Source organism: Agrobacterium larrymoorei, assembly GCF_013322225.1.
In the GTDB taxonomy this organism is placed as follows: Bacteria; Pseudomonadota; Alphaproteobacteria; order Rhizobiales; family Rhizobiaceae; genus Agrobacterium; species Agrobacterium larrymoorei_A.
The window spans coordinates 34907-52049 of the sequence record NZ_JAAMFB010000043.1 but is presented as its reverse complement, the minus strand read 5'-3'; the positions used below and the strand labels follow the sequence as shown (position 1 = coordinate 52049).

Annotated in this window: 15 protein-coding genes and 1 pseudogene; 4 read left to right on the top strand and 12 right to left on the bottom strand. The window is 53.0% G+C overall.

The window, feature by feature from the left end:
* Positions 1-7 precede the first annotated feature (7 nt).
* From G6L28_RS21350 to G6L28_RS21340, 3 genes and pseudogenes are all read right to left on the bottom strand, one after another.
* Positions 8-727: a type IV secretion system lytic transglycosylase VirB1 gene (locus G6L28_RS21350; RefSeq protein ID WP_012478071.1), complete on the bottom strand. Its 720-nt coding sequence runs from the start codon at positions 725-727 to the stop codon at positions 8-10.
* 246 nt (positions 728-973) lie between these two features.
* A pseudogene (locus tag G6L28_RS21345) lies at positions 974-1617 on the bottom strand (IS5 family transposase); the annotation flags it as partial.
* Between the two features lie 586 nt (positions 1618-2203).
* Entirely contained in the window at positions 2204-2947 is a 744-nt protein-coding gene (locus tag G6L28_RS21340) for an AcvB/VirJ family lysyl-phosphatidylglycerol hydrolase (protein ID WP_012478069.1), read from the bottom strand.
* Positions 2948-3166: 219 nt separating this feature from the next.
* On the opposite strand from G6L28_RS21340, the gene tnpA reads away from it, so the two are divergent.
* The 4 genes from tnpA to G6L28_RS21320 are packed head-to-tail and all read left to right on the top strand — an operon-like array spanning position 3167 to position 5914.
* On the top strand, positions 3167-3571 hold the full coding sequence (gene tnpA / locus G6L28_RS23240; protein WP_172691029.1) for an IS66-like element accessory protein TnpA: 405 nt from the start codon (positions 3167-3169) through the stop codon (positions 3569-3571).
* The gene (gene tnpB / locus G6L28_RS21330; RefSeq protein ID WP_172691028.1) at positions 3568-3918 is read left to right on the top strand and encodes an IS66 family insertion sequence element accessory protein TnpB; all 351 of its coding nucleotides are present in this window, start codon (positions 3568-3570) and stop codon (positions 3916-3918) included. Before tnpA ends, tnpB begins: the two co-directional genes overlap by 4 nt.
* Positions 3919-3977: 59 nt before the next feature.
* Positions 3978-5615: an IS66 family transposase gene (gene tnpC / locus G6L28_RS21325; protein WP_172691027.1), complete on the top strand. Its 1638-nt coding sequence runs from the start codon at positions 3978-3980 to the stop codon at positions 5613-5615.
* Positions 5615-5914, top strand: a complete 300-nt coding sequence (locus tag G6L28_RS21320) for a hypothetical protein (protein WP_172691061.1) — start codon at positions 5615-5617, stop codon at positions 5912-5914. The genes tnpC and G6L28_RS21320 overlap by 1 nt, the downstream gene beginning before the upstream one ends.
* Before the next feature lie 695 nt (positions 5915-6609).
* Here the strand turns inward: G6L28_RS21320 and G6L28_RS21315 are convergent.
* The 9 genes from G6L28_RS21315 to G6L28_RS21275 form a co-directional block, all read right to left on the bottom strand.
* Positions 6610-9099, bottom strand: a complete 2490-nt coding sequence (locus G6L28_RS21315) for a two-component system VirA-like sensor kinase (protein ID WP_012478065.1) — start codon at positions 9097-9099, stop codon at positions 6610-6612.
* A 456-nt stretch (positions 9100-9555) separates the two neighbouring features.
* Positions 9556-9822 carry a hypothetical protein gene (locus G6L28_RS21310; RefSeq protein WP_174066250.1) on the bottom strand — a complete coding sequence of 89 codons (267 nt, stop codon included), beginning with the start codon at positions 9820-9822 and terminating at the stop codon, positions 9556-9558.
* A gap of 102 nt (positions 9823-9924) precedes the next feature.
* A complete protein-coding gene (locus G6L28_RS23095) occupies positions 9925-10062 on the bottom strand; it encodes a transposase (RefSeq protein ID WP_080728825.1) in 138 nt (45 codons plus the stop codon).
* A 351-nt stretch (positions 10063-10413) separates the two neighbouring features.
* Positions 10414-10851: a VirK family protein gene (locus G6L28_RS21300; protein ID WP_012478064.1), complete on the bottom strand. Its 438-nt coding sequence runs from the start codon at positions 10849-10851 to the stop codon at positions 10414-10416.
* Between the two features lie 236 nt (positions 10852-11087).
* Positions 11088-12263: a cytochrome P450 gene (locus G6L28_RS21295; protein ID WP_065657570.1), complete on the bottom strand. Its 1176-nt coding sequence runs from the start codon at positions 12261-12263 to the stop codon at positions 11088-11090.
* 68 nt (positions 12264-12331) lie between these two features.
* Entirely contained in the window at positions 12332-13600 is a 1269-nt protein-coding gene (locus G6L28_RS21290; protein WP_012478062.1) for a cytochrome P450, read from the bottom strand.
* Positions 13601-13965: 365 nt separating this feature from the next.
* Positions 13966-15831, bottom strand: coding sequence for a zeta toxin family protein (locus tag G6L28_RS21285; RefSeq protein ID WP_172691043.1), 1866 nt, complete (start codon positions 15829-15831; stop codon positions 13966-13968).
* Positions 15821-16165, bottom strand: coding sequence for a hypothetical protein (locus tag G6L28_RS21280; protein WP_012478054.1), 345 nt, complete (start codon positions 16163-16165; stop codon positions 15821-15823). Before G6L28_RS21280 ends, G6L28_RS21285 begins: the two co-directional genes overlap by 11 nt.
* 626 nt (positions 16166-16791) lie before the next feature.
* The gene (locus tag G6L28_RS21275) at positions 16792-17127 is read right to left on the bottom strand and encodes a hypothetical protein (protein ID WP_012478053.1); all 336 of its coding nucleotides are present in this window, start codon (positions 17125-17127) and stop codon (positions 16792-16794) included.
* Positions 17128-17143: the final 16 nt, after the last annotated feature.

The window sequence follows — 17143 nt, the reverse complement described above, 5'->3', positions numbered from 1 at the left end:
CACCTCCTTAGTATAAGTCGAATAAGACTTGATTGTCGTCTGCGGATTTGCCGTTGTCCTGGTGTGGCGGTGGCGGAGCGATTAAACCGCCAGCGCCATCCTCCTGTGAGCGGCGCTGATATGACCCCCAAACATCCCACGTCTCTTCGGATTTTAGCGCCTCGTGATCGTCTTTTGGAGGCTCGATTAACGCGGGCACCAGCGATTGAGCAGCTGTTTCAACTTTTCGCACGTAGCCGTTTGCAAAACCGCCGATGAAATTACCGGTGTTGTAAGCGGAGATCGCCCGACGAAGCGCAAATTGCTTCTCGTCAATCGTTTCGCCGCCTGCATAACGACTTTTCAGCATGTTTGCAGCGGCAGATAATGATGTGCACGCCTGGAGCGCACCGTCAGGTGTCAGACCGAGCATAGAAAAATTTCGAGAGTTTATTTGCATGAGGCCAACATCCAGCGAATGCCGTGCATCGAGACGGTGCCTGACGACTTGGGTTGCTTGGCTGTGATCTTGCCAGTGAAGCGTTTCGCCGGTCGTGTTGTCATGAATCGCTAAAGGATCAAAGCGACTCTCCACCTTAGCTATCGCCGCAAGCGTAGATGTCGCAACTGATGGGGCACACTTGCGAGCAACATGGTCAAACTCAGCAGATGAGAGTGGCGTGGCAAGGCTCGACGAACAGAAGGAGACCATCAAGGCAAGAGAAAGCGACCCCGATCTCTTAAGCATACCTTATCTCCTTAGCTCGCAACTAACACCGCCTCTCCCGTTGGAAGAAGTGCGTTGTTTTATGTTGAAGATTATCGGGAGGGTCGGTTACTCGAAAATTTTCAATTGCTTCTTTATGATTTCAATTGAAGCGAGAAACCTCGCCCGGCGTCTTGGAACGCAACATGGACCGAGAACCGCGCATCCATGACTAAGCAACCGGATCGACCTATTCAGGCCGCAGTTGGTCAGGTCAGGCTCAGAACGAAAATGCTCGGCGAGGTTACGCTGTCTGTAAACCCATTCGATGAACGGGAAGCTTCCTTCCGATTGCTCTTGGCAGGAATATTGGCCCATGCCTGCTTGCGCTTTGCAAATGCTCTTATCGCGTTGGTATCATATGCCTTGTCCGCCAGCAGAAACGCACTCTAGGCGATTATTTGTAAAAATGTTTCGGTCATGCGGCGGTCATGGGCTTGACCCGCTGTCAGCGCAAGACGGATCGGTCAACCGTCGGCATCGACAACAGCGTGAATCTTGGTGGTCAAACCGCCACGGGAACGTCCCATACAGCCATCGTCTTGATCCCGCTGTTTCCCGTCGCCGCATGTTGGTGGACGCGGACACAGGAACTGTCAATCATGACGACATTCTATCGAAAGCCTTGGAAATCACACTCAGAATATGATCCTAGACGTCTGCCTCACGCCATCGTACAAAGCGATTGTAGCAGGTTGTACAGGAACCGTATCGATCAGGAACGTCTGCCCAGGGCGGGCCCGTCCGGAAGCGCCACAAGATGACATTGATCACCCGCGTCAACGCGCGGCACGCGACGCGGCTTATTTGGGAACAAAGGACTGAACAACAGTCCATTCGAAATCGGTGACATCAAAGCGGGGACGGGTTATCAGTGGCCTCCAAGTCAAGCCTCAATGAATCAAAATCAGACCGATTTGCAAACCTGATTTATGAGTGTGCGGCCTAAATGATGAAATCGTCCTTCTAGATCGCCTCCGTGGTGTAGCAACACCTCGCAGTATCGCCGTGCTGACCTTGGCCAGGGAATTGACTGGCAAGGGTGCTTTCACATGACCGCTCTTTTGGCCGCGATAGATGATTTCGTTGCTGCTTTGGGCACGTAGAAGGAGAGAAGTCATATCGGAGAAATTCCTCCTGGCGCGAGAGCCTGCTCTATCGCGACGGCATCCCACTGTCGGGAACAGACCGGATCATTCACGAGGCGAAAGTCGTCAACACATGCGTTATAGGCATCTTCCCTTGAAGGATGATCTTGTTGCTGCCAATCTGGAGGTGCGGCAGCCGCAGGCAGATGCGATCTCAGCGCAACTTGCGGCAAAACATCTCACTCACCTGAAAACCACTAGCGAGTCTCGCGATCAGACGAAGGCCTTTTACTTAACGACACAATATCCGATGTCTGCATCACAGGCGTCGCTATCCCAGTCAATACTAAAGCGGTGCAGGAACTAAAGATTACTGATGACTTAGGCGTGCCACGAGGCCTGAGACGACGCGCGTAGACAGTTTTTTGAAATCATTATCAAAGTGATGGCCTCCGCTGAAGCCTATCACCTCTGCGCCGGTCTGTCGGAGAGATGGGCAAGCATTATTACGGTCTTCGCGCCCGTACATGCATTGGACGATTGCAGGGTCAATGGATCTGAGATCATCCAGAGGATTGCCGCCCTTACCTTCCGTTTCGAGTTGGAGCCAGCCCCTAAATGAGACGACATAGTCGACTTGATGTGACAATGCCAAGAGAGAGATTTGCTTAACCCGATTTTTTTGCTCAAGCGTAAGCCTATTGAAGCTTGCCGGCATGACGTCCGCGCCGAAAGAATATCCTACAAGTAAAACATTCTGCACACCGAAATGCTTGGTGTAGACATCGATTATGTGACCAAGATCCTTAGCAGTTTCGCTTGGAGACCGCTCCGACCAGAAATACCGAAGTGAACTGACGCCAATGACAGGAATCCCTTCCGTCTGCAGATAGGTACCAATCGCCTCATCGATATTTTGCCATCCAGCGTCTCCGGAATAAATGATCGCCACCGTGTTCTTGGCTGGCTTGGCATTGAACACCCGAAGAGGAAGCCTCACTCCAGTTTCGCCCCCGTTTGACCACATGAAACCGTTGGCGCGGTCATTCGCATATGCAGCGTCTGCCGCGGGAAAGAGTGTGAATACGAGTATCAATACCAATTTTATCGCCATTTCGATACCTTATCAGCGGAGATCTCGATAATTTCGGACTAATGTTTCAAGTGGATATCAACTGCGTCGCAATTTGTTACAAAAGACACGTAAGCCCGCGGTGAAGGTTTGCGGAGAACTTTTGCTGAGATCTCGAATCGAAAGAAGCACTTAAAGTTCGTAACCCTCCGCCGAAGGCCGTCTGCCGTGATTTGCTGATTAGCTTTAAGTCTATACCTTATGTCATGCGCTACAGTCATTTCCCCCATTGAGGTTTTACCGGGCGACCATTTTGGTCGTCGCCGGGATTGGTCGGATGAAGAGAAGGTTCGGATCGTTGAGGAGAGCCTGCAAGGCTTTCGGCAAGGCTCGGTGACGGCTCGCCGTTATGGGTTGTCACGGTCGCTGTTGACCCGTTGGCGTCGGGAATACCGAAGCGGGCTTCTGAACGCTTCCGCCGCAACGAGCTTTGTACCGCTTTCGATTTCGCCGCCGTCGACATCTTTCGAGATGGCCCCGCCGCCGCGGCCTGAAGACGACATGACGATCGAGATCAGCTTACCGAACGGTCGACGGCTGACGATCCCGACCTCACTTGATCCAACTATCCTTGCTCGGCTGTTGCCGGTTCTGGATGCGTCATGATCGCCTTTCCGCCCGGGGTGAAGGTGTGGATTGCGGGCGGGGTGACGGACATGCGCTGCGGCATGAACAGCCTCGCGTTGAAGGTGCAAGAAGGGCTTGGCCGCGACCCTCATGGCGGCGAGGTCTTCTGCTTCCGCGGTCGCAAGGGTGACTTGATCAAAGTCCTTTGGCATGACGGCGTCGGCATGTCGCTTTACCTGAAGCGGCTAGAAGCGGGAAAGTTTATCTGGCCCGTCAGCCAGAGTGGCTCCGCCGTGCCAGTGTCGGCGGCGCAACTCGGCTATCTCCTGGAAGGGATCGACTGGCGCAATCCACGCTGGACACAGCGGCCTTCGAAAGCGGGCTAACTGCCTGCACTGCTCTGTTTTTGTTAGTCTTTCAGCGCGTTGCATGGTAGCTTTCTGCCATGGACGATGCTGCTTCGGAGATAGCCAGACTGCGCGCCGCGCTCGCGGAATCCGAAGCACGTGCCGCGTCTGCCGAGGCTGATCTCGCACAGGTGCGCGCTGTCGTGACAACGTCGGAGGCGGTGATCCGGCACCTCAAGCTTGAGATCGCCAAGTTGCGCCGTGAGCAATATGGCCAGAGCTCGGAACGGCGCGCCCGGCTAATCGACCAGATGGAACTGCAGCTTGAGGAACTCGAGGCAGATGCCACCGAAGACGAGATCGCGGCGGGACGCGTTGCGCAGAGGATCACAAGTGTCAACGCCTTCGAACGCCGTCGACCCGCCCGCAAGCCGTTTCCCGATCACCTGCCGCGCGAACGGCTGATCATTGAAGCTCCTTCGACCTGCACCTGCTGTGGCTCAGCCCGGATCGTGAAGATGGGCGAGGACATTACCGAGACGTTGGAGATCATTCCGCGCCAGTGGAAGGTAATCCAGACGGTGCGCGAGAAGTTCACCTGCCGGGACTGCGAGAAGATCAGCCAGCCACCGGCTCCCTTCCATCCGACACCGCGTGGATGGGCGGGACCAAATCTGCTGGCGACGATCCTGTTCGAGAAGTTCGGCCAGCATCAGCCGCTGAATCGCCAGGCCGAGCGCTACACCAGGGAAGGTGTCGATCTCAGTCTCTCTACGCTGGCCGATCAGGTCGGGGCTTGCGCCTCGGCCCTGCAGCCGATCCATGACCTGATCCGTGCTCATGTTCTGGCCGCAGAACGGCTGCACGGCGACGATACCACCGTGCCGCTTCTGGCCAGGGGCGCGACGAAGCAGGCAAGGTTATGGACTTACGTTCGCGATGATCGTCCCTTTGCGGGCGGCGCGCCTCCTGCAGCACTCTTCCACTTCTCTCCGGATCGGGAGAAGACCCATCCCAACACGCATCTTGCCGGATGGCATGGCATACTGCAGGCGGATGCCTATGGCGGCTACAACGATCTTTACCGAGCGGATCGCCGCCCCGGACCGGTCAAGAGCGCGCTCTGCTGGAGCCATGCGCGGCGCAAGTTCTTCGAACTGGCCGATATCGCCGGTAACGTGCGCAAGGGTAAACCTGCCCACGAGATATCGCCTGTCGCGCTCGAGGCCGTCGCCCGCATTGATGCGCTCTTCGATATCGAGCGGAGCATAAGCGGGAAGTCCGCCGAGGAGAGACTGGTCGCGAGGCGGCAGCATGCGCGTCCGCTCGCCGAGGAACTGCGCGACTGGCTCATGACCCAGCGTTCACAGATGTCGAAGCACAATCCTGTCGCCAAAGCGATCAACTACATGTTTGAGAAGGACGGACGCTGGGAAGCATTCACCCGCTTCCTCGACGACGGCAGGCTGTGTCTGACGAACAACGCCGCCGAGCGGGCACTGCGCGGTATCGCGCTGGGGAGAAAGGCGTGGCTATTCGCCGGCTCTCAGCGCGGCGGCGAGCGTGCCGCCTTCATGTATTCCCTGATCGTCACGGCTAAGATGAACGATATCGATCCGCAGGCCTGGCTGGCCGACGTGCTCGCCCGCATGCCCAACCTTCCCATGTCACGGCTGCCCGAACTATTACCATGGAACTGGCCCGCCAACGGCCACACCCGGCAGGTCGCCGCCTGATGGCGCGCCCGACCCATGTCTACACCATCGATTACGTCGCCACACTAATCGGCGAAAACATCGAACTCATCCGGAAGATCGCCGGCACCTCGGACAACATCGACTATGGCGAGATCATTTATGCCCACGACGGTAGCGAAGAGGGCATCATGACCTTAACGGACCGGGGGATCGAAAGCTTGCAGGAGTTCCTCGCCGATGTCCGCACTTGGGACGGAGGTGTTCGGCAGTTCCTTATCGACGAGCAATGTGATCCGGAAAAGATCGAACGCATCATCGCTGATGAGCCAAATTCATAAGGTCTGCGGCCTAGTCCGGATGGTTACTAAAGTTCTGCAACAAGCGCGCCTGATGCACGTCACCACGCTGATGACGGAATGGGCGATATTCCTGATGGGGTGGCTCTGTTTACCACTGCGCTGTCGTTGGTTGGATTATCGGGAGAGTTCCCATCCTGGCAGTTGCCGACCACAATGGAAGTAGCCTTCTGCATTGAGGGAGGCGCGAACGCCTGCCCTTTCTGGCGAACTCATCTTATAGGCTGACCAACGCTCGAAGTTTACTTCTTGAGACTTCATGCTCGTGCTGAAGAAGACGAGAATCGCAGTGGATGTTAATGGGTGGCGGCATAAGGTGTTCGTCAGATGGCTCTCGTGTTCGATCAACGACGAGGTAATCTCTGTCCACGCTTACGACACCGTGCCCAATTCCCGCGTCGGCATTTGGCAGCAATCTGACCTGTACAATAGCCGACGTCCACCCCGATTTTTGACCGCACCGGTTCAGGCCTACTTCAATCTGCTGGCACCAATGATGGTGGTGTCATAGTTGGTGCGCAAATCCTTTCAACCAAACGACCGGACCTGATCGGACAAATCAAGCCGCCTCGCCCGGCTTGATCCATTGAACCTATGCCGTTCGATCTTTCATGTAGTTCCCCTGTCGCGCTCCACCGAACCGAAATCTGATTGCCCAGTCCTGATACGTCGCAACTCTACGTCTTGATTTTGGTTAGGATTGCATGCGCCATAGTTCTGGACGATATCGGCTTCGGCAGATAAAGGTCCCTGGTCGCATTCTCCCTTGAAAGGGGCATTTTGAGATCATTTCCGCCAATGATGATGGAGGCGGTCTTGAGCACTAAATCCACGGAATTAGGACTTTGATCTTCAGGAAGAGACGCTTGGTCGACCATGACCAGATCGGCTTCATTGCCTTTTGAAATCCAATCGCGAATTTCACTAAAGGTACGAAAACCGACCGGCTCATATCCCAGAGCGGCGATCTTGTCTTCATACGCCTCCCGCAGGAGGTCATCGGGCTCAACAAGTGCCACAATCTCCCCGTTTCCACGCGGTGCCTTATTGCGGCCGAAAAAGCTGTCGGGATTGACGGGCTCCTTAGAAGACGGAGGGAGATAAATGTCAAAGCGCGTCCCATGCCCAACAGTTGAACTAACGTCGATGTAACCTGCAAACGCGCTGATATGACCATGCACAGAAGCAAGGCCGAGACCCGTTCCACCGTTGCGAGCACGTGTCGTAAAGAAGGGTTCAAAAATGTAGGGTAGCACAGCCTCTGAAATGCCTCCACCATTGTCGCTGACAGATAGTAGAACATAGTCGCCAGGTGGCATAACACCATGCGCCAGAATTTTCTTAGCTGGTAAATAAGCTTGGCCGACGAAGATGTCGATTTGACCATTTGCAGTCATGGCTTGGGAAGCATTCTTGCAGAGGTTAATTAGTACCTGTTGAAGTTCAAGCGGGCTTCCTTCGATCACGCTCTGCATTTGATCAAATCTGAAACTAAGCTCGATGGTTGGGGGAAGAGCCATACGTAGCAAGGGAGCGATTTCGGTCACAAGCTCTGAGACACTAAATGGCTTGATCACGCGCTCTTGTTTTCGGCTCAGCGTCAAGATCTGATCGATAATGAGCATGGCTCTGTCGCCTGACGAAATGATATAGTCAATGTATCTTCGGGTGACAGATGTTCGAGACACCGAGTTTTGCGCCAATTCTGCGTGCCCGAGGATTGACCCCAAAATGTTATTAAATTCATGTGCTATTCCGCCGGCAAGTGTACCAACTGCCTCAAGGCGTTGCGCATGCTCCAATCGTCTGGCCAAAACGTCGCATTCGGTCTGCTTACGCCGAACATCGATATAGTGACAGAGGCAGGCGGTGGCGAGTTCAAGAAGCTGAATTTCGCCTTGGCAAGGTCGAGGGCGATAGCTTTGGTAACCCAGTGAACAAACCGCAATTAGTTTATCTGTGGATTTGTGAGCCAGTAGTATCGAAAGACCTGGAATTTCGGGAGGCAAATGTACGATTTTTTGCGTCGATACGATGCGGAATACCGTCGCCCGTTCGTTCGCTTTGGTACGAGAGACTATTTCGCGTAGCACCCTGTCGTCCCACACGGGTTTTGGGTGCTTCGCACCGAATGTTTCGACAGCCCACCTACGGTCATGGTCCACTAGAGCTAACGCGCACGTATCGGCATCAAAGAAGCGCTGAATAATACCAAGTGCAGCTTGCGCGGACGACGTAGTGGCCGCCTCACCTTCAAAACATACTCCGATCTCTTTGATTAGCTCTTCGTAATCTAAACGCCGCGCTAACCAATCGGTTTTTTTGCGTAGCCTATAGACTAAGGTGATGATGTACAGGCAAAGACCCACTGAAGCGGACCCAAGAAAGATACGTGCGCTCCGCTCCTCCACATTTTTTAAGCTATAGACCTCCAAACACTCACGCTGCAACATTTCCGCAATTTCTGCGGTGTCAGACGTCTGAATCATGTTCACCAGATCGTTCACCTGTGGCAAAAGCGATAAGATAATGGGACCTTCACGCGAAAGTATGCGCACGGGAGCTTCATCAAGACCGCGTTGTTTTTGGAGCCTCTCTAGTTCAAGGCTGATCTCGAATGAAATAGCCGGGCTTGGTTGCCGAAGAAATTGGAGCATCATGCTAGCCAATTCTGTTGGTTTTTCTAAAGTCTGATCGCTTGAGGCCTTTCCTGGAAGATTGCTTAAAGCACGAGTGAAACTGGCCAGCGAATCTTGCAGGCGGACATTTTGCGCACCAAAGGCGGCGACCGCCGCGTCAGCCGAATTTAGAGACACTTCTAGCCGGCGTAGCAGTTGAGCAGCATTGCTCTCACTTACAATATGAGATTGCCTAAATAATTGCTTCAAATCTTCCAGATTCTTCCGCAGAGCTCCCAGCCTGGAGATAATGGGGCGGTAGTTCGCCACGGTGCCCGTGTGAGCGCGGAGTACATCGCGCTGCAGTGAGGCGCTGTCAGCGTTAATCGATCGTATTTGGCTAAGGATTGCCTGGGTAGTCCCATTGTCCTGCCAGGACGCAACCGCCATGAACGCGAAAATCATTGCGGCAACGATAAGGGCTAATATAGACCAAGGCTTCGCGCCTGTCTTAAAATCCTGCCGCGTCGGTGAATACCTTCCGTTCATCGCACTTACTTCCTCGTGCCAACGCTTGTTCCACGCCAATGGCGTTAGGCTGCACGAGAGGATTTGTAAATGGCTTTGAAAGCGGGAATATCTATTCAATTTGTTTCAAGTGAAACAGAGAAGAATTGAACACACAAGCGGCTGATGGGACGTCGATGAAACGCGACGTTGTTATTCGTGCCGTAAGGCGATGGAGTCGACTTTGCAAGGTCAGGCAAAGATCCGGCCGTAAATGGGGCGTCAGAGGTGCGGCTAAAGAACTATCGCGCGTGCGCTTTTTCACGAACGCGATACTTGTCTGTGGCTGAAAAACCAGGCTCATAACGCATTTTGCAGAGGTTGCCGCCGCCAAATCTCGGATGACTTCCAAGGGTCTCGGTAACATCCTCGCCAAGCTATGACAGTTTGGCGGATTCGCAGCAGGCACAGTTCGTAGGGGTGGCGATAACGACACGCTCACGCGACAGATGAACCGGGAAGAGTTTGCGTGATGGGCGCTTGCGCTCGAAAGCTTTGACGGCTGTAGGAGATCGTCGCGAAACGATATCCGTATGCAGTATGTCGGTCGTTGGCCGCCACGACCGTATAATACGAACAGTGCCCACACCTCGGGTCAGGCATCAGTGCTTTCTGCAAGATCAACGACAGACCGGGGAAGCCTTTGCGCATGTCGGTGGAGCCCGTTGCCTGCCAGACCTTCACACCAGCAGGGACCATGATCATCGCAGCCCCAGCACGCAATCGAGAATACGGCCAAGTGCTTCCGTGTCGATGTTGCTATCCACGCGGACACGTCGGTCCCGACCCAACTTGATTATTACATCGCTATGCTTCCGACTGACTGACATTGATACCGTCCGCGCAGGCAATCTCAGAGATAACTGCGCCCGGCTCAAAGCAGGCAGCGACGAGGCGCTCTTTGTCTTCGCGTGGCCAGCGCCGGCGGCATTTAACAGACGTGATGACTTAAATCCTATGCTTCGTCGTAGGACTATCCCTGATGCTACCACCAGGACGAATCGACATTCATCGCAGCCAGATCACTGCAGGAACGATATATACGAAGCCTTCGAAGTAAGTGGTTCTGCGGTCGTGCTTCGTTGCGAATCGCTAAACTTCTATCTCACCAAACTCGCTCGTTTGGGTGGCAACCTTGCTAGAACTTCAGATCCTCCTCCGGGAAATACGGTCGTCTGGCGTGGACTCAGCCGGCTGACAGATATTCGCCTCAGAACCGAAATGGCAGCGACGCTCAAATGTGGGTAATTGCAAGCGTCACCTTGGGCTTGCATCGGATCAGATTGGACGCAAAAATCACTGTGGAGTACGAAAACTCAACCCGTGGTCGATCGCGCACTTGTAGGCCAAGCTGGTACCTTTTCGCTCATATGTTGGCATATTGAATGTAACCATCGTGAAATCGGCGTCACCGTTTGACCGAATCTGATAACGAATAAATTGAGTTATGGGTTTACCGTCACGGTCAATGGTGAAGTGCTGATCTGCAAACGCAAGGGTGCCGTCAGTTGTTATTCGATACGCATCTATGCGCATGCCTCCTTGCGTTTTCGTCGCCGGAGTATCGGCCACCCCGGGAGCACACAAACTTAAATCAACCGTGACGTTCACCGGCTTTCCGGCAGTGAGCGCTAGTTCAATTTCAGACAACGTCCCTAATGTATGAATATTGTCGGCTGCATAAACCGGCGCAGCCAAAAATACGCCGACAAGGATTGTACTGATACGTTTCATAAGCGACTCCTTTTTGAGTGAATCCGAAAGCACCACATTCCGCAACTATTGAACCGCAGCGGTATCGGTCGGCAGCAAAAGCAAAATACGGGAGATATACGCGACGTAGACAATGGGCTTCAACCGAGGTTCGACAATTGATTTGAGATATAGTAAGCGTGCGCATCAAGTAATCGGTGACGCATTTTTATGAGTTGCGCCTTAACGTGATAACTCCTGAGCGAAAGTGGCTTCGATCATCTTAGTGTCACAGGTAGATTAATGGGCCCGCGGAAGCCGAAGCCGCGCCACTGCACTAATTCAGGGTGGGGCAATATCATATCCGGAAATCGATCGAACAGTATGGGCAGCATGATCGCGCCGACGGTTTGCCGCGAGATTTGCGCGCCTGGGCAGTGATGCGGGCCGGAGCCAAAGGACTGATGCGCATTCTTCGGGCGAAAGACATTGAAGCTTTCTCCATCCTCAAAGACATCTTCATCACGATTGGCGGAGGCCTGAATAGTCATCACAATGTCGCCCTTCGGAACGATAAAGCCACGAATTTCCGTGTCCTCCCGCACGAGACGCGAACTCGCTTGAATCGGAGCAACCCAGCGCAGCCCTTCCTCGAAGGCCTGCCCCCAGCATTGCTGTCTCTTGACCTCCTCGAGTTGCTCCGGATTGGTCAGCAATCCATAGAGGATCGTGCCGAGAGCGTCACGAGGCTCGTTGACCCCTCCGCCGATGGCGATCTTGATGTTGGCATAGATCTGGCTTAGGGGTATAGGATCAGGTGCATTCAACATGATCGCAAAAGCCGAGGGGTTCGGCGCGGATCGGTGTTTTTCGACCAAGTCATTGAAGAGGCAGTTCATCTCCGTATTGGCCTCGTCCGATCGCTCAAAGAGCTCGGGTCGCCATCCGAAGTTGCCGGCTCCGTCAATAAGCCGTTGCGACCAGCGGATCATCTCGACATCTGATGCCTCACAAATTCCTAGAATATGTGCCAGTATGCGAGCAGCAACCGGACCACAGATCTCTGCAAAAAGATCCACGGTGTCTCCGCGCGGAAGGCGATCTAGATACTCGTTCACGATGTCACGATAGATCGGCACCCAATGCTCCGCGATCGCTTTGGGTGCGAATGCTCTAGTCATGGCCATTCGTTCCCGAGCGTGTTCAACTCCATCCTTACGCATCAAAGTATGAGCCTGAAGCGCCGGCTTCATCGGCGTGTTGGGATCATCAGAACTAAAGCGTGAAGGATCATCCTTCACCATCTTAGTATCGCAGGCCTTCGTTAGAAACGTCCGTCTGACCGAGGCGACGTGTACCACCGGGTTTTGCACGCGCATTCTGCGATAAATCGGATAGGGATCGAGTGTTAGGTCATCGATGGTCGTCACGTCGTCCACTGGCGCACATGGCATTGGAAATCTCCAAGTGATGCTTGATATTGATACGCGCCTCTCTTCCACCCGAGCGGCGCGGATTGACTTCACCGGTCGACGCTCAATTTGACCGTCATGCCGGTGGCGCGCCGGATGCCTCCGTGACCCATCATCCGTGGCCAGTCACCTACCACCGTAAGATTCGGCGCGCGGCGCAAAAGTGTTCCAAGTCCTTCTTGCAATTCAATCCGAGCCAACGTCTCGCCGAGGCAACGATGAACTCCCGCGCCAAACCCGAGGTGCCAACGCATTTGTTGACGCCCAACATCAAAAAGATGAGGGTTCTCGTAGTGTTTTTCGTCTCGCAGGCCAGACATGACACTGAGCGCGAGGAGGCTTCCCTTTGGCAACACGTATCCATCCAGATCGATATCCTCGAGGGCCAACCGCGGAAAAGAGCCAACTGGCGGCTCGAATCGGAGCCCTTCCTCCACGGCGGCTGCGACATAGGATTGATTGCCAGTTAAAGAAGACCAGAGCGCGGGATTTTGGAGCACAAGAGCCGTCACCATAACCATTGCAGTGCGCGTTGTATCGCTCCCAGCGAGTATGATAAGCATGAGTTGCATGATCTCCTCAATGGGCGAAAGCGTTCCGGCTTCCCGTACCGCCTTCAAGTAGCGCGAGAGAAAATCATCCCTCATCCGACGGCCACTATCCGCGATCACGCCCCGAACGTAATCCTGAAGCTCGATAGCGGAAGCTTCAATCTCCTCGAATTCCTCATCTCGCCACGACGGGCTCAAGCAGCGGGAAACCTTATAAACAAGTCGTGTGAAAAACGGCGTGTCCTCAGACGGCAAGCCAAGGACACTTGCGATCGTCAGCGCAGGCAATTGCGACGCGTACATTTCAGTAAAATTGAAATCGTCAACTTTTTGTAGTTCGTCCCACAAACGCTCCGTTATCTTCGCAATCTCCGGGCGTAACGCTTCAACCATGCGGAATGAGAACGCCTTTGAAAGGCCTGAGCGCCGCTTCCCATGCGTTTCACCGTTCGAAAACAACATGCTGTGACCTATAAAGTCAAAAACGGCACCAGCTTTGACGCCTCGATTCAGCATGAGCTCAGTTTCTATTTGCCGGGTGCGTGGATCGGTGCCCAGCAGAAAGATATGGTCTGCGCGGAGAACGAGAAAGACGCCATCTTCTCTCCGAAGAAACGGGCGCTTCGGTCGCCATTCTGCAAAAATACTGTGACCTTCAGAATCAAGTCTGCTTATAGGAACGGCGTCGGGATCGATTTCATTTGACTTCGCGACATTTAGAAACTTCTGGTCGGCCATAGAGACATCGGAAGAGCTGTTCGCAATCATTGCAATATACCTTCACCAAAGACGACGCGAGAGACGACGTAAATGGCAATAAGACTTAAAGGCTTAGCCTATGCGACTGCTCTCGCCCCACGGTAGCAACAAAAAATAGTCTTACACATTAGAATCGGGTTTCATCTGTAACGAACGAATCAAATCGTCATTGCCGAGCTATCGGTGACGCGTCACCATCGCGCACCTCATTGGCGGTATTTACTATGGCGATCAAAAATTTTCTGCGACGGGCATAGATCGGCGGAAGCACGATGTCGACTTGTCGGACGTATCGCACTGAACACTGATAGCTTTCATGATCGGCGTCCCGAATCCGGAGTTTCATCCGACAAAACCGGCCGGTGCACTTTTGATCAAACTCTTCCAGAGGAATGTTCGCGAGTTCGTTGCTCCAACTCCGATGCTTCTCTGGCACGAGCTCGATTGACAGCTTGTTGACGCTGCAGTCCCAGTTGAACTATCGCTTCTGGTGGAAGCAATAGTTCGGTGTTTCCAGCCAAACGCTGACAAAGCTCGCTGAAAGTCCCATTTTCATTTCTGACTAAAATTCTATCGGCAGAAATAGTCGTTGGTATCCGGCGTCCGTTGTCCAACAAAGGGAATTTCTCGCCGGCGATAAAGGTTGCACCATTTCCCGCGTCAACCAAAACTATAGGCAGTTTACCAGTCTTCGGGGACGCGAGACTATGGGGTAGCTGACCCTCGTTCATTGTCTTGGTGAAGAGATTATGCTGCTCCGATCCCAGGCGCGTTTTTAACGAGCTAGGTGTTTCGTAGCCAGTGCCGTCTTCCGTGCGGATCAATACATTCAACTTACGCCGGTCACGAGTGATGTTTGGAAATCTGACTCGATCGAAGACCATCCGATTATACTGTTCGATTGGTCTATAGACGTGCTTTGAGACCTCAACGAGAAACTTAGGACGCCGATACTTGACAGACTGTGCCTGCTGTTCAGAGATATTGACGACGTCAGCACTCGGCACCACGCCTCGTGGGTTTGTGCTGATGTTCAATCGCTTGGTTGTAGAACTCTCCCCAGCAGTGCGAGCGTAAAATGTCGAAACATCGCGAGAACGTACATCGCCTTCGTCATTCGATTTTCCGACGGCGGATTCAAACCGTGCCGTGATCGCCTCCTGAAGAGAATGATGGACAGACGTTATCCTTTCGCAAAACAGCTCTTCAAACGCATCTTCTCGGAATTCACCGTTCTTACTCTTGCGATTAACCACAAAAGAAATGTCGCGCTTTAAATTCCATGAAAACTTGTTCGAAAACTCTCGCATATATTCGGGACGTGTTTCGAACGAACTGAGATCACTGTGTTCTCTCAGCCTTGTTGCGATGTCACTTTGATATGAAGCGATTGGCAGGCGGGCGGAATCTGGATGTTGGGCGAATGCGACGCTTCGACAGAGCCTCTCCCAAACGCTGTTAACCCAGTGCTGCTGTCTCTCGTCCAGCGGGCGATTTCGATGATCCATCAATGCCCTTAACGCGCCTGGCTCCCGGCCCCAAATCGATTCTCCGTTATTTGCTAGAGCTTGTTCATTGTCGTAACACGTTTCACCGTCCCTGCGTACAATTGCAATTCTATCAAATGTTTTGTAATTTTCGACCTCGAGCGCTACACGTGGCCAAATTGAATAATAATGATCGTGAGTTTCGACATCTGGCAATACGGTTGAGGCAATAAACGAGTTCGCCAGTGCCCTTTCAAAGCGATCGTGAATAGCTGTAAAGCTCGTTATCCTGTCCGTCGCGATAATATTTAGTTCTGTTCTGTATCCATTGGAGCGCGCCTTATCTAAGAGCGACGCGTAATGATTTGGCGGATAGCAAGACTCCAGTATAATATTATATCTATTAGTGATACTGCGATCAAATAATTGATGATACCATTCTGTCACTGCCGTCGAATTCGCTCGCTCTAACGCATGCGAGCCCTGCAGAAGGGCTGCATTGTTACCAGGAATGTATGCATTAAGATCATCAGCTATTATTCGCTGGGTGCTTTCACCGCCCGTTCTACTCTTGATTTGGCGAACTAAGGTGCTCTTTCCGGCACCCTGCTGGCCGCATACAACGGTGAAAGTTGGCTTTGCAACAGACGGCCCCCGCGCACCGATTGCCGGAATGATCTGGGTCTCGAAAATGTCGTGCTTATCTTGTAACGAGAGGGAAAGCGCTCGAGCAACTCCTGGATCATCTCTCATTGACGCGTAAATCCTCAAATTTGACGAGCCACGGATCAACGAACATTCTTACGAAGTGATTTAGCTCATCGATCAGGTTCACTGCCTTTATTGCGTTACCATCAAGTCGTTCCAATCGCTGTGAAAATTCGATGCGTTTAGTATCCGCTAAGGTGTATTGTGCCCCGAGCTCCTCAAAATGCTCATAGCCGCTATATCTGAAGGTGATCAGCCGTGAAGTGAGTGCCCCCACGAGATCATGAGCGTCGTTTATGATCTCAAACGCTGGCTTATCCCGGTAGTGTTTTGGAAGCCCCAGTTCTACGCCTAGTCGGCAGTCAAGATCCGGAAACATGATTTCTTCCTCGTTAAAAGTCGATCGGCGAAAGATACGGCCGCAATGAGAACCTTTGATTGCGACCAAGATTTTTACGTTACATTTGCAGTATACGCGGCTATATTCTGCACCATACTGCAGGCTATTCCCAGTACGACGGCGATCTCGCGGGTGCTCGCCCCGTTTCCGGCAAACCGAAGCATTTGTCTTAATTGTCTCATGGTCAGCCTTCTCATTGCACGCATCAAAATGTCCTCATTCGTCCGGAGGTAATTGATGCCAAGTTGCTGACCAAGGGGTATCATCGGTGCCGGAAATTGGTCGGCTTCAAATCGGAATGGTGGCCGGTCTTCGGTCGGATTGAGGGCCGGTTTCACGCCGGAATCCGCAGTCCAGCGGATTTGATGGCGAGGTTGTTCACTATCCTATGCCGTGACTGCTTTTCCATGGTCAGCGATAAAGCGCTGGAGACCGGATTTTTCCCGCCGGCCGATAACCAGACCGTGTGATGGATAGGGCTGTCCGAAATCATCGCGCCATAGCCATTCAGGATGTGCGTTCATCAAATTGCGGATGGTGGGATTGATCCGTCGAAGCGGCCATTCTGTTTTCTCGGCCAAACTGGGTGAATCATGCTCCGGATTTTATAACATCAGCTTTGCAAGCTTGACGGCATCTGCATCCGTACTCCACCCCATCACCTGAGCATCGAATGTCTCAAAGAGAAGCTGCGTCGCTCGAATATTTCTTGATCCAATAATATCACGCTCATTTATGAAGCCGTTGATCACTAGATCGGAAGTGGTGGCATCCATTTCCTCAACAGACATAACAGGTATGTATTCTGCAGGGTCTTCAATATCGAGGAATTTATCACCAAGCCCCTCTTGGTCGGCATACGCAATCGCCACGAGAACATGCAGCTCTGCATCTGTCAGAGTTTTCGGTCGAGGAGCTAAGATCGCGTGATGCTCGTCCAAACGTACAAACACCTCA

Bases quoted from the DNA above. Each gene is read 5' to 3' on its own strand.
- G6L28_RS21350 (WP_012478071.1), bottom strand. From the start codon at position 727: ATGCTTAAGAGATCGGGGTCGCTTTCTCTTGCCTTGATGGTCTCCTTC.
- G6L28_RS21340 (WP_012478069.1), bottom strand. From the start codon at position 2,947: ATGGCGATAAAATTGGTATTGATACTCGTATTCACACTCTTTCCCGCG.
- tnpA (WP_172691029.1), top strand. From the start codon at position 3,167: ATGTCATGCGCTACAGTCATTTCCCCCATTGAGGTTTTACCGGGCGAC.
- tnpB (WP_172691028.1), top strand. From the start codon at position 3,568: ATGATCGCCTTTCCGCCCGGGGTGAAGGTGTGGATTGCGGGCGGGGTG.
- tnpC (WP_172691027.1), top strand. From the start codon at position 3,978: ATGGACGATGCTGCTTCGGAGATAGCCAGACTGCGCGCCGCGCTCGCG.
- G6L28_RS21320 (WP_172691061.1), top strand. From the start codon at position 5,615: ATGGCGCGCCCGACCCATGTCTACACCATCGATTACGTCGCCACACTA.
- G6L28_RS21315 (WP_012478065.1), bottom strand. From the start codon at position 9,099: ATGAACGGAAGGTATTCACCGACGCGGCAGGATTTTAAGACAGGCGCG.
- G6L28_RS21310 (WP_174066250.1), bottom strand. From the start codon at position 9,822: ATGATCATGGTCCCTGCTGGTGTGAAGGTCTGGCAGGCAACGGGCTCC.
- G6L28_RS21300 (WP_012478064.1), bottom strand. From the start codon at position 10,851: ATGAAACGTATCAGTACAATCCTTGTCGGCGTATTTTTGGCTGCGCCG.
- G6L28_RS21295 (WP_065657570.1), bottom strand. From the start codon at position 12,263: ATGCCATGTGCGCCAGTGGACGACGTGACGACCATCGATGACCTAACA.
- G6L28_RS21290 (WP_012478062.1), bottom strand. From the start codon at position 13,600: ATGATTGCGAACAGCTCTTCCGATGTCTCTATGGCCGACCAGAAGTTT.
- G6L28_RS21285 (WP_172691043.1), bottom strand. From the start codon at position 15,831: ATGAGAGATGATCCAGGAGTTGCTCGAGCGCTTTCCCTCTCGTTACAA.
- G6L28_RS21280 (WP_012478054.1), bottom strand. From the start codon at position 16,165: ATGTTTCCGGATCTTGACTGCCGACTAGGCGTAGAACTGGGGCTTCCA.